Source organism: Pseudomonas sp. SAS7 (assembly GCF_052112345.1).
Classification (GTDB): Bacteria; Pseudomonadota; Gammaproteobacteria; order Pseudomonadales; family Pseudomonadaceae; genus Aquipseudomonas; species Aquipseudomonas putida_Q.
In genome coordinates this window covers 32,583-46,512 of the sequence record NZ_JBEGGO010000022.1, presented here as the reverse complement: position 1 = coordinate 46,512, position 13,930 = coordinate 32,583, and the positions used below count along the sequence as shown (strand labels likewise).

Below are 13,930 nucleotides of genomic sequence, written 5' to 3'. Positions count from 1 at the left end.
GGAGCCTTGATTTTAAACCTGCCGGTTGGCCGTCTTGCGGCAATGCACCAGCGCATCGCGGATCATGAAGTTGACCAGTGTCGGCGACACCCCCAGCTCCTTGGCAATGTCCTTCTGCGGTACGCCATGCAGGCGGTACATCTCGAACGCATAGCGGGTACGCTGCGGCAGTTCGTTCAGCGCCTCGGCAATGTCGTCCAGCGCGGCAAGGTTGATGTGGGTCGCTTCGGGCGAGGCATTCTGGAGGGCCACGTTCAGGCCTTCCTCCTCGCTGCCGGAGTACTTCAGCTCCATCGCCTGCTTGCGGTAGTGGTCAATCGCCAGGTTGCGCACAATCTGGAACAGGTAGCTGAGCTGCGCCTTGAACGACGAGGTGATCTGCGGGGCGGCGTTGAGCCGGAAAAAGGCATCCTGCACCACATCTTCGGCGCGCGAACGGCAACCGGTGATGCGGGCAGCGATCTTGACCAGGATGCTGCGATTGTCGACGAAGGCCTGCAGTAATGGTGAATCGCACTTACTTGTGGATAGTTGTTCCGCCATGGAAATCACCTTGTCACAGAGGGGAAAGGAGGCCCCCAAGGCTGGGAAGCTTCCTACGACGTGCGACAAGCTATTCAGAATGATAATGATTGTCAAATACGAAACGTAATTAGTATCTGTATCTTTCAGTTCTAAGCCTAGAGTGTGAAACGCTTCACCTCCTGCCCCATCCGCACCCGCGCAATCCTTGTAATTTCTTCCTCCGCCCATCCGTTCCCCTGTGTACATCCCGGCCGCCAATCGCTGCCCGCCCACGTTCGCGGAGCAGCCGGCACGCCCCAACAGACACTGGCAGGAACACCCCATGACGGACGCCTTCGAACTCCCGCTCTCGCTGGTCCAGGCACTGGCGCAACGCGCCGCGCAGACCCCGGACAAGATCGCCTTGCGCTTTCTGGCCGACGCCCCCGGCGAGCAGGCCGTGCTCAGCTACCGGGACCTCGACCAGCGCGCACGCACCATCGCCGCCGCCTTGCAGGCCCGTGCCGGCTTCGGCGACCGTGCGGTGCTGTTGTTCCCCAGTGGTCCGGACTACGTGGCGGCGTTCTTCGGTTGCCTGTATGCCGGGGTGATCGCGGTGCCGGCTTACCCGCCGGAGTCTGCGCGTCAGCACCACCAGGAGCGTTTGCTGTCGATCATCGACGATGCCGAGCCGCGCCTGCTGCTGACGGTCGCGGCGTTGCACGGCAGCCTGCAAGGCCTGGAAGCGCTGGCGGCGGACAACGGCCCTGAACTGCTGGCGGTGGACGGCCTGGACCCGGCGCTGGCCGCAGACTGGCGCGAGCCCGCGCTGCAAGGTGATGACATCGCCTTCCTGCAGTACACCTCTGGCTCCACTGCGCTGCCCAAGGGCGTGCAGGTCAGCCACGGCAACCTGGTGGCCAACGAGCAGTTGATCCGCCAGGGCTTCGGCATCGACCTCAACCCCGACGATGTGATCGTCAGCTGGTTGCCGCTGTACCACGACATGGGCCTGATTGGTGGCCTGCTGCAGCCGATTTTCAGCGGCGTGCCATGCGTGCTGATGTCGCCGGGTTACTTCCTGGCCCGGCCGCAGCGCTGGTTGCAGGCTATCAGCGAGTATGGCGGCACCATCAGCGGTGGCCCCGACTTTGCCTACCGCCTGTGCAGCGAGCGGGTCAGCGAGGCCTCGTTGGCCGGGCTCGACCTGAGCCGCTGGCGCGTGGCCTATTCCGGCTCCGAGCCGATCCGCCAGGACAGCCTGGCGACGTTCGCCGACAAGTTCCGGGCCTGCGGCTTCGACCCGCAGAGCTACTTCGCCAGCTACGGCCTGGCCGAAGCCACCCTGTTCGTCAGCGGCAGCCGCCGTGGCCAGGGCATCGCCGCGCTGGAACTGGACGCCGAAGCCTTCGCCGCCAACCGTGCCGAGCCGGGCAAAGGCAGCGTGCTGATGAGCTGCGGCTACCCGCAGCCCGGTCACGCGGTACGTGTCGTCGAGCCGCAGCACCTGCAGGTGCTGGGCGACAACCAGGTCGGCGAAATCTGGGCCGGCGGCCCGAGCATCGCCCTGGGTTACTGGCGCAACCCCGAAGCCAGTGCCCGCACCTTCGTTGAAATGGACGGCCAGACCTGGCTGCGCACCGGCGACCTGGGCTTCATGCGCGAGGGTGAGGTGTTCGTCACCGGGCGCCTGAAAGACATGCTGATCGTGCGCGGCCAGAACCTGTACCCGCAGGACCTGGAAAAAACCCTCGAACGCGAGGTCGAGGTGCTGCGCAAAGGCCGGGTGGCAGTGTTTGCCGTCGAGCAGCAGGGCGAGGAGGGCATCGGCGTGGCGGTGGAGATCAGCCGCAACGTGCAAAAGGCAATCAAGCCCCAGGACCTGATCAAAACCCTGCGCCAGGTGATCGCCGACGCCTGCCGCCAGGCCCCGGCTGTGGTCCTGTTGCTGAACCCGGGCGCGCTGCCCAAGACCTCCAGTGGCAAGCTGCAGCGCTCGGCCTGCCGCCTGCGCATGGACGATGGCAGCCTGGACTGCTACGCCCGCTTCCCTGATGTGAGCGAAGCCGCTGCGAGCGCGGCTGCTGGCGATGAACTGCAAACACGCATCGCAGCCGTGTGGCGCGACATCCTCAAGCTGGAGGCGGTTGCAGCAGATGACCACTTCCTGCTGCTGGGCGGCAACTCCATCGCCGCCACCCAGGCCACCGCCCGGCTGGCCGATGAGCTGGGCATCAACCTGAGCCTGCGCACCCTGTTCGAAGCGCCACTGCTGGCCGATTACAGTAATGCAGTGGCGTCGATCATCGCTGAAGGCGCCGCCGGCACCGCCACCATCGCAACGCTGGAACGCGCCCAGGCGTTGCCCCAGTCGCTGGCGCAAAACCGCTTGTGGCTGCTGTGGCAGTTGGCGCCACAATCGGCGGCCTACAACATCCCGGCCGGCCTGCAGCTGCGCGGCGAGCTGGACGAAAGCGCCCTGGAAGCCGCCTTCCAGGCGCTGGTGGCGCGCCACGAATCCCTGCGCACCGTATTCAGCGAAGAAAACGGCCAGGCCCTGCAACGCATCTTGGCGCAACAGCCGTTCAGCCTGCGCCGCCTGGGCCTCGAAGGCCGAACCCCCGAGCAGGTCAGCGCTGAGCGTGAAGCCGAAGCCCGTCAGCCGTTCGACCTGACCCAGGGCCCGTTGCTGCGCGTGACGCTGGCACGCCTGGACGACGAACACCATCAGCTATGGGTGACCCTGCACCATATCGTCGCTGACGGCTGGTCGCTGAACATCCTGCTGGATGAATTCGCCAAGCTTTACGCCGCCCGATGCCAGGGCCTGGAGGCCAGTCTGGCGCCGCTGACCTTGGGGTACGCCGACTACGGCACTTGGCAGCGACAATGGCTGGCCGCCGGTGAAGCCGAGCGCCAACTGCAGTACTGGAAGGCACAGTTGGGCGATGAACTGCCGGTGCTCGACCTGTGCACCGACCACCCCCGCGCCAGCCAGCATGAGTACAGTGCTGAGCGGTTCAACCTCAAGGTGCCGGCCAAGCTTGCCGAAGCACTCAGGGGCCTGGCCCGCGAACAGCAGGCCAGCCTGTTCATGGTCCTGCTGGCCGGCTGGCAGGCGCTGCTGCACCGCTACAGCGGCCAGGCTGACATCCGCGTCGGTGTGCCCAACGCCAACCGCCCGCGCCTGGAAGCCCAAGGCATGGTCGGCTTCTTCATCAATACCCAGGTATTGCGCGCACAGCTTGATGGCCGCCTGCCATTCACGCAGCTGCTGGCCCAGGTGCGCCAGGCCACCCTTGCGGCGCAGGCTAACCAGGACCTGCCGTACGAACAGCTGGTCGAAGCCCTGCCTGACGCTCGTGAGCAAGGCTTGTTCCAGGTCATGTTCAACCACCAGCAACGCGACTTGTCGGCCCTGCGCCGCCTGCCGGGGCTGTTGGCCGAGGAGCTGCCGTGGCACAGCCGCGAAGCCAAGTTCGACCTGCAGTTGCACAGTGAAGAAGACCATCAGGGCCGCCTGAGCCTGGCCTTCGACTACGCTGCGGAGCTGTTCGAAGCCAGCACCGTCAAACGGCTGGCCCATCACCTGCTGGCGCTGCTGGAACAGGCGTGCGCCGCACCGCAGCGGCCGCTGGGCGAAGTGCAATTGCTGGACGAGCCTGGCCGCGCGCAACTGCTGGGCTGGGGCCGCGCACCGGCTGCCGCGCCGCCATGCCTGCTGGTCGAACAACTCAACGAACAGGCCCGCCGTACCCCGCAACGCACCGCACTGGCCTGGGACGGCGGCAGCCTCGACTATGCCGAACTGCACCAGCAGGCCAACCGCCTGGCCCATTACCTGCGCGACAAAGGCGTTGGCCCCGACACCTGCGTAGCCATTGCCATCGAGCGTTCGCCACAGTTGCTGGTTGGCCTGCTGGCCATCCTCAAGGCCGGCGGCGCCTACGTGCCGCTGGACGTCGACTACCCGGCCGAACGCCTGGCCTACATGCTGGCCGACTGCAACGCCGGCCTGCTGCTAAGCCACAGCAGCCTGCTGGGCAAGCTGCCGCAAGTCGACGGGGTCAGCGCCATTGCCCTCGACCAGTTGCACCTGGACAGCTGGCCTAGCCATGCCCCCGGCCTGCACCTGCACGGCGACAACCTGGCCTACGTGATCTACACCTCCGGCTCCACTGGCCAGCCCAAGGGCGTGGGCAATACCCATGCGGCGCTGGCCGAGCGCTTGCAGTGGATGCAGGCGACCTATGCGCTGGATGACAGCGATGTGCTGATGCAGAAGGCGCCTATCAGCTTCGACGTGTCGGTGTGGGAATGCTTCTGGCCGCTGGTAACCGGCTGCAAGCTGGTACTCGCCGGCCCCGGCGAACACCGCGACCCGCAGCGCATCGCCGCGCTGGTGCAGGCCCATGGCGTGACCACGCTGCACTTCGTGCCGCCACTGTTGCAGATGTTTGTCCAGGAGCCGCAGGTGGGCGCCTGCAGCAGCCTGCGCCGGGTGTTCTCCGGTGGCGAAGCATTGTCTGCGGCGTTGCGTGACCGGGTGCTGCAAGTGCTGCCGCAGGTGCAGTTGCACAACCGCTATGGCCCGACCGAAACCGCCATCAACGTCACCCACTGGCACTGCCAGGCGGCGGACGGCGAGCGCTCGCCCATCGGCCGCCCGTTGGGCAATGTGCTGTGCCGTGTGCTGGACGATGAGCTTGAACTGGCCGCCCCCGGCGTCCCAGGCGAGCTGTACCTCGGTGGCGCGGGCCTGGCCCGTGGCTATCTGGGCCGCCCAGGCCTCACTGCCGAGCGCTTCGTGCCCCAGGCCGACGGCCATGGCGAGCGCCTGTACCGCAGCGGCGACCGCGCCCGCTGGCAGGTGCAGCTTGAGGCACTGGAATACCTCGGTCGCCTCGACCAGCAGGTAAAGGTGCGGGGTTTCCGCGTCGAGCCAGAAGAAGTGCAGGCCTGCCTGTTGGCACAGCCGGGTGTTGAACAGGCGCTGGTGCTGATTCACAAGGACGCCGTTGGCGCGCAACTGGTGGGTTATTACAGTGGCAGTGCGCAGCCAGCCGAAGTACTGGCCGTGCTGGCTGAGCAACTGCCCGGGTACATGGTGCCGGCCCAGCTCATCCCATTGGCACAGCTGCCACTGGGCCCCAGCGGCAAGGTCGACCGCAAGGCACTGCCGGCCCCGGTGTGGCAGCAACGCGAACATGTCGAGCCACAAACCGAGTTGCAGCAGCAGGTCGCCGCTATCTGGCGCGAGGTGCTGAACCTGCCGCGCGTGGGCCTGCAGGACGACTTCTTCGCCCTGGGCGGCCACTCGCTGCTGGCCACCCAGATCGTCTCGCGCAGCCGCCAGGCCTGCGATGTCGAGCTGCCGCTCAAGGCGCTGTTCGAAGCCAGCGAACTGGGCGCCTTCTGTGCCGAGATCGCACGCATCCGCGCCGCCGGCGAGCGCAACCTGCAAGGCGCAATCGCCCGCGTTGACCGCCGTCAGGCGGTGCCGCTGTCGTACTCGCAACAGCGCATGTGGTTCCTCTGGCAAATGGAGCCAGACAGCCCGGCGTACAACGTCGGCGGCATGGCACGCCTGCGCGGCACCCTGCATGTGGACGCCTTCGAGCGTGCGCTGCAGGCGCTGATCGTGCGCCATGAAACCTTGCGTACCACCTTCCCCAGCATCGACGGCGTGCCGTATCAGTGCGTGGCTGAAGACAGCGGCCTGCACCTCGACTGGCAAGACTTCAGCGCATTGCCCGGCGAGGCCCGCCAGCAATGCCTGCAACAACTGGCCGACGACCAGGCGCACCAGCCATTCGACCTGGAGCGCGGCCCGCTGCTGCGCGCCTGCCTGGTCAAGGCCGGCGAGCGCGAGCACTTCTTTGTGTTGACCCTGCACCACATCGTTACTGAAGGCTGGGCCATGGACATCTTCGCCCGCGAACTGGGCGAGCTGTACGAAGCCTTTGTCGATGACCGCGAGTCGCCGCTGGCGCCGCTGCCGGTGCAATACCTGGACTACAGCGTATGGCAACGGCAATGGCTGGAAAGCGGCGAGGGCGCTCGTCAACTGGCCTACTGGAAAGCGCGCCTGGGCGACGAGCACCCGGTGCTGGCGTTGCCTGCCGACCGCCCGCGCCCGGCAGTACAGAGCCACCGCGGCGAGCTGTACCGCTTTGAACTCGACCCGGCGCTGGTCGCCCGCGTGCATGCCTTCAACAGCCAGCGCGGCCTGACCCTGTTCATGACCATGACCGCCACCCTGGCCGCCTTGCTGCACCGCTACAGCGGCCAGCGTGACCTGCGCATTGGCGCGCCGGTGGCCAACCGCATCCGCCCGGAAAGCGAAGGCCTGATCGGCGCCTTCCTCAATACCCAGGTGCTGCGCTGCGAGCTGGATGGCCAGATGACCGCCAACGCGTTGCTGGAGCAGATGCGCCAGGCCGCCATCGAAGGCCAGTCGCACCAGGACCTGCCGTTCGACCAGTTGGTGGAGGCGTTGCAACCGCCGCGCAGCAGCGCTTACAACCCGCTGTTCCAGGTGATGTGCAACGTGCAGCGCTGGGCTTTCCAGCAAAGCCGCACACTGGCCGGCATGCAGGTGGATTACCTGGTCAACGACGCCAGCGCCACCAAGTTCGACCTGTACCTGGAGGTCACCGACCTCGACGGCCGCCTGGGTTGCTGCCTGACCTACAGCCGCGACCTGTTCGACGAACCCCGCATTGCGCGTATGGCCGAGCACTGGCAGCAGCTGCTGGTCGGCCTGCTCGACAACCCGCAACAACGCCTGTGCGATCTGCCGATGCTGAGCAGCGCCGAGCAGCAGGTGCTGGCGGGCCAGTTGCAGGGCGAGCAGCACTTCGACCTCGACCAGACTCTGCACGGCCTGTTCGCCGCCCAGGCGGCGCGCACACCACAGGCTGGCGCGCTGACCTTCGCTGGCCAGCACATGACGTACGCCGAACTCGATCAGCGGGCCAACCGCCTTGCCCGCGCCCTGCGCGAGCGTGGCGTCGGCCCGCAGGTGCGCGTGGGCCTGGCACTGGAGCGCTCGCTGGAAATGGTCGTTGGCCTGCTGGCCATCCTCAAGGCCGGCGGCGCCTACGTGCCGCTCGACCCCGAGTACCCGCTCGACCGCTTGCGCTACATGATCGAAGACAGCCGCATCGGCCTGCTGCTCAGCCAGCGTGAGCTGTTGCAAACCCTGGGCGAGCTGCCTGAGGGCGTGGCCCGCTGGAGCCTGGAGGACGATGCCGCCAGCCTGTCGGCCTACAGCGATGCGCCGCTGGACAACCTCAACCTGCCGCAGCATCAGGCGTACCTGATCTACACCTCCGGCTCCACCGGCAAGCCCAAGGGCGTGGTGGTCAGCCATGGTGAGTTCGCCATGCACTGCCAGGCGGTCATCGCCGCGTTCGGCATGCGCAGCGATGATTGCGAGCTGCATTTCTATTCGATCAACTTCGATGCTGCCAGCGAGCGCCTGTGGGTGCCGTTGCTGTGCGGTGCCCGCGTGGTGCTGCGCGCCCAGGGGCAGTGGGGCGCCGAGGACATCTGCCAGCTGGTGCGTGAACAACAGGTGAGCATTTTGGGCTTTACCCCCAGCTACGGCAGCCAGTTGGCGCAGTACCTGGGCGGGCAGGGCGAGCAATTGCCTGTACGCCTGGTGATTACCGGGGGTGAAGCGTTGACCGGCGAGCACCTGCAGCGTATTCGCCAGGCCTTTGCGCCGCAGCAGTTCTTCAACGCCTACGGCCCGACCGAAACCGTGGTCATGCCACTGGCCTGCCTGGCGCCAGAGGTGTTGCCTGCGGACCTTGGCAGTGTGCCGATTGGCCATGTCATCGGTAGCCGCTCGGCCTACATCCTCGACGAAGACCTTGCCCTGCTGCCGCAAGGTGGCATTGGCGAACTGTACGTTGGCGGCGCCGGCCTGGCTCAGGGTTATCACGACCGGCCGGGCCTTAGCGCCGAGCGCTTCGTCGCTGACCCGTTCAGCGCCGAAGGGGGCCGCTTGTATCGCACGGGCGACCTTGTGCGCCTGGGCGCTGACGGCCTGGTCGAGTACGTAGGCCGTGCCGACCAGCAGGTGAAAATTCGCGGTTTCCGCATCGAACTGGGCGAGATCGAGAGCCGCTTGCAGGCCCATGCCGATGTCGACGAGGCCGTGGTGCTGGCCTTGGATCTACCGGGCGGCAAGCAACTGGTGGGCTACCTGGTGTGCAAGCAGGCCATGGCTGGCAGCGAGGCGCAAAGCCAGCTGCGTGAAGCAGTGAAGGCCGATGCCCGCCAGCACCTGCCGGATTACATGGTGCCGGCGCATCTGGTGTTGCTCGACAGCCTGCCGCTGATGGGGAACGGCAAGCTCGACCGCCGTGCGTTGCCACGGCCGGACCTGGAACAGGCGCGTCAACAGTACCAGGCGCCCGGCAACGAGGTGGAAGCGCAACTGGCGCAGATCTGGCGCGACGTGCTCAATGTTGCCCGGGTTGGTGTGCAGGACAACTTCTTCGAACTGGGCGGCGACTCGATCCTGTCGATCCAGGTAGTCAGCCGGGCCCGTCAGGCCGGCTTGCAATTCACCCCGCGCGACCTGTTCCAGCACCAGACCATCCAGACCCTGGCGGCCGTGGTTCAGTACAGCGAAGCCGCGAGCAGCATCGAGCAGGGCTTGCGCCAAGGCTATACCGGCCTGACGCCGATCCAGCACTGGTTCTTCGACAGTGAAGTGCCACAGCCGCAGCACTGGAACCAGGCGGTGCTGCTGGAAGCTCGCCAACCATTGGATGAGGCCGCGCTTGGACAGGCATTGACTGCGCTGGTGCAGCACCACGACAGCCTGCGCCTGCGCTTCAGCGAGGCCCATGGCCGCTGGCAGGCCGAATACGCCCAGCCGGACGCCAGGCAGTTGCTGTGGACCGCCACCGTGGCCGATTTCGCCGATTGCCAGGCGCTGTACACCGACCTGCAGCGCAGCCTCGACCTGCAACAGGGCCCGCTGCTGCGTGCCTTGCTGGTGAGTGACGGGCAGGGCAGCCAGCGCCTGTTGCTGGCGATTCATCACCTGGTGGTCGATGGCGTGTCCTGGCGGGTGCTGCTCGAAGACCTGCAGGCGCTTTACCGTGGCCAGCTGCTGCCGGCCAAGACCCATGCCATGGGCGACTGGGCTGCGCGACTGGCCAGCTACGCCGGCAGCGATTCGCTGCGCGACGAACTGAGCTGGTGGCAAGGCCAGCTGGGCGGCGTGCGCCGTGAACTGCCGTGCGATCACCCGCAGGGCGGCAACCTGCACCGCCACGCCCACACCCTGGCCATCGGCCTGGACGTGGAGCAGACCCGGCAACTGCTGCAACAGGCCCCGGCCGCCTACCACACCCAGGTCAACGACCTGCTGCTGACCGCACTGGCACGTGCCTTGAGCCGCTGGAGCGGCGATGAGGAAGTGTTGGTGCAGCTTGAAGGCCATGGCCGTGACGGGCTGTTCGAAGACATGGACCTGACCCGCAGCGTCGGCTGGTTCACCAACGCCTATCCCCTGAGCCTGCGCCCGCTGGCAGGCGAAGACGACGCGGCGCGGGCCGGTTCCATCAAACGCATCAAGGAACAACTGCGCCAGGTGCCGCACAAGGGCCAGGGCTACGGCGTACTGCGCTACCTGGCCGACACGGCCGCGCGCGAGCAGATGGCGGCCTTGCCGCAGGCGCGTATCACCTTCAACTACCTGGGCCAGTTCGACCAGCAATTTGACAGTGCGGCGCTGTTCCAGCCACTGGAGGCACCGGCCGGTCTGGCGCATGACCTCGACGCACCGCTGCCAAACTGGCTGAGCGTCGATGGCCAGGTGTACGGCGGCGCCTTGCAACTGCGCTGGACTTTCAGCGCCGAGCGCTATGACCCGCAGACCATCGCCCGCCTGGCCGAGGCCTACCGCCAGGAGTTGCTGGCGCTGGTCGCGCATTGCCTGGCCGATGGCAGCGGCAGCTTCACCCCCTCGGACTTCCCGCTGGCGCATCTGACCCAGGAGCAGATCGACGCATTGCCGGTACCGGCTGCGCAGATCGAGGACGTTTACCCGCTGACGCCAATGCAGGAAGGCATGCTGCTGCACACCCTGCTGGAGCCGGGCACCGGCCTTTACTACATGCAGGACCGCTACCGCATCAACAGCGCCCTGGACCCTGAGCGTTTCGCCCAGGCCTGGCAGGCGGTGGTGGCGCGCCACGAAGCGTTGCGCGCATCGTTCAGCTGGAACAGCGGCGAGGCGATGCTGCAGATCATCCACAAACCGGGCAACCTCGCGGTGGACTACCAGGACTGGCGCGGCCTTGCTGACGACGCCCAGGAGCAGCGCCTGCAAGCCCTGCACAAGCAGGAGCGCGAGGCCGGGTTTGCCCTGCTCAGTGAAGCACCCTTCCACCTGCGCCTGGTGCGCGTGGCCGACGAGCGCTACTGGTTCATGATGAGCAACCACCACATCCTGATTGATGCCTGGTGCCGCTCGCTGCTGATGAACGACTTCTTCGAGGTCTACCAGGCACTCGGCGAAGGCCGTCAGGCCCAGTTGCCGGTGCCGCCGCGTTACCGCGATTACATCGGCTGGTTGCAGCGCCAGGGCCTGGACGACGCACGCGCCTGGTGGCAGGCCAATCTGGCCGGCTTCGAGCGCGCCACGGCCATCCCCAGCGACCGCCCGCTGCGCCATGACCACGCCGGTAGCGGCATGGTTGTCGGCGATTGCTACACCCGCCTGGAGGTGAGTGACGGCGTGCGCCTGCGCGAACTGGCCCAGGCCCACCAGCTTACCGTCAACACCTTCGCCCAGGCGGCCTGGGCCCTGGTGCTGGTACGCTACAGCGGCGAGCGCGACGTAGCCTTTGGCGTGACCGTGGCCGGGCGCCCGGTGAGCATGCCGCAGATGCAGCGCACCGTTGGCCTGTTCATCAACAGCGTTGCCCTGCGTGTGCAGTTGCCCGACGCCGGCGAGCGTTGCAGTGTGCGCCAGTGGTTGCAGGGCCTGCTGCAAAGCAACATGGAGCTGCGCGAGTACGAGTACCTGCCGCTGGTGGCGATCCAGGAGTGCAGCGAGCTGCCCAAGGGCCAGCCGCTGTTCGACAGCCTGTTCGTGTTCGAGAACGCGCCGGTGGAAACCGCCGTGCTCGACCACGCCCAGCACCTGAACGCCAGCTCCGACTCGGGTCGTACCCACACCAACTTCCCGCTGACAGCGGTGTGCTACCCGGGTGATGACCTGGGCCTGCACCTGTCGTTCGACCAGCGTTACTTCGACTACCCGACCGTCGAGCGCCTGCTGGCCGAGTTCAAGCGCCTGCTGCTGGCGCTGGTGCAGGGCTTCGATGGGGAGGTGAGCGCGCTGCCGCTGTTGGGGGCAGAAGAACAGCGTTTCCTGCTGGAAGACTGCAACCGCACCGAGCGGGCTTATCCGCTGGAGCAGAGCTACATCGCGCAGTTCGAAGCGCAGGTGGCTGCGCACCCGGAACGTACCGTGGCCCGCTGCCTGGAGGCCTCCTACGACTACGCCGGGCTGAACCTGGCGGCAAACCGCCTGGGCCACGCCCTGATCTCGGCCGGCGTAAAGGTCGACCAGCCGGTGGCGCTGCTGGCCGAGCGTGGGCTGCCGCTGCTGGGCATGATCGTCGGCAGCTTCAAGGCGGGCGCCGGCTATCTGCCGCTGGACCCGGGGCTGCCGGCTGCGCGCCTGCAAAGCATCATCCAGCTCAGCCGTACCCCGGTGCTGGTGTGCAGCGCGGCCTGTGCCGAGCAAGGCCGGCAGTTGCTGGGTGAGCTGGATATTGCGGCGCGGCCACAGCTGCTGGTGTGGGAAGACACACAGGCCAGCCAGGTTGCCAGCCACAACCCAGGCATCCACAGTGGCCCGGGCAACCTTGCCTATGTGATCTACACCTCAGGCTCGACCGGCCTGCCAAAAGGGGTGATGGTCGAGCAGCGCGGCATGCTCAACAACCAGTTGAGCAAGGTGCCGTACCTGGCGTTGAGCAATCAGGACGTCATTGCCCAGACTGCTTCGCAGAGCTTCGACATTTCGGTGTGGCAGTTCCTTGCCGCGCCGCTGTTCGGCGCCAAGGTGGAGATCGTGCCGAATGCCATCGCCCATGATCCGCAGGGCCTGCTTGCGCATGTGCAAGCCACCGGTATTACCGTGCTGGAAAGTGTGCCGTCGCTGATCCAGGGCATGCTGGCCAACGACCACCAGGCCCTCGACGGCCTGCGCTGGATGCTGCCGACCGGCGAGGCCATGCCACCGGAGCTGGCCGCGCAGTGGCTGCACCGTTACCCGCAAATCGGCCTGGTCAACGCCTACGGCCCGGCGGAATGCTCCGATGATGTGGCGTTCTTCCGCGTCGATGCTGCATCGACCCAAGGCAGCTACCTGCCGATCGGCACGCCGACCGACAACAACCGCCTGTACCTGTTCGGCGAAGAGCAGGCACTGGTGCCGCTGGGCGCGGTGGGCGAGCTGTGCGTGGCGGGTACCGGTGTGGGCCGTGGTTATGTTGGTGACCCGGCGCGCACTGCACTGGCGTTCATCCCGCACCCCCATGGTGCCGCGGGCGAGCGCCTGTACCGCACCGGTGACCTGGCGCGCCAGCGCCCGGACGGTGTGCTGGAGTACGTCGGGCGCATCGACCACCAAGTGAAGATTCGCGGCTACCGCATCGAGCTTGGCGAGATCGAAGCCCGCCTGCACGAGCAGGCCGAGATTCGCGATGCTGCGGTGGGTGTGCAGGAAGGCGTCAACGGCAAGCATCTGGTCGGTTACCTGGTGGCGCACCAGGGTATCGCCGCCGATGGCGCACTGCTGGAGCAGATCAAGCAACGCCTGCGTGCCGAGTTGCCGGAGTACATGGTGCCGCTGCACTGGGGCTGGTTCGACAGCCTGCCGCACAACGCCAACGGCAAGCTCGACCGCAAGGCGCTGCCGGCCATCGACATTGGCGGCCAGCACAGCCAGGCCTATCAGGCGCCGCGCAATGAGCTGGAGGAAGTGTTGGCCGGTATATGGGCCGATGTGCTGAAGGCCGAGCGAGTGGGGGTGCACGACAACTTCTTCGAGCTGGGCGGGCATTCGCTGCTGGCCACGCAGATCGCCTCGCGGGTGCAGAAGCAGCTGCAACTGAACGTGCCGCTGCGGGCGATGTTCGAGTGCAGCACGGTGGAGGAGCTGGCCGAGTATGTGCAGGGGTTGCAGGGCAGTGCGCTGGATGACGACAAGGTCGACCGGCTCAGTGACCTGATGGCCGAGCTCGAGGGGCTTTGAAGTGATTGGCTAGCCTGCACCGGCCTCTTCGCGGGTAAACCCGCTCCCACAGGTACCGCGCCGCTCTCTGGGCCGGAGCAATACCTGTGGGAGCGGGTTTACCCGCGAAAGGGCCAGTGCAGGCAGCCT

At 66.6% G+C, this 13,930-nt stretch carries 2 protein-coding genes; one reads left to right on the top strand and one right to left on the bottom strand.

Going from position 1 to position 13,930, the window contains the following annotated elements; translation table 11 throughout:
* Window positions 1-12 precede the first annotated feature (12 nt).
* Window positions 13-543 (bottom strand): RNA polymerase factor sigma-70, encoded by a 531-nt coding sequence (locus ABI582_RS26550; RefSeq protein WP_442120754.1) that lies wholly within the window; start codon window positions 541-543, stop codon window positions 13-15.
* A 304-nt stretch (window positions 544-847) separates the two neighbouring features.
* Between ABI582_RS26550 and ABI582_RS26545 the strand changes: the two genes are divergently transcribed.
* Window positions 848-13,801, top strand: coding sequence for a non-ribosomal peptide synthetase (locus ABI582_RS26545; protein ID WP_442120753.1), 12,954 nt, complete (start codon window positions 848-850; stop codon window positions 13,799-13,801).
* Window positions 13,802-13,930 lie beyond the last annotated feature (129 nt).

What these genes read in the sequence shown, in the direction of transcription:
- ABI582_RS26550 (WP_442120754.1), bottom strand. Translation starts at nt 543, where the DNA reads ATGGCGGAACAACTATCCACAAGTAAGTGCGATTCACCATTACTGCAG.
- ABI582_RS26545 (WP_442120753.1), top strand. Translation starts at nt 848, where the DNA reads ATGACGGACGCCTTCGAACTCCCGCTCTCGCTGGTCCAGGCACTGGCG.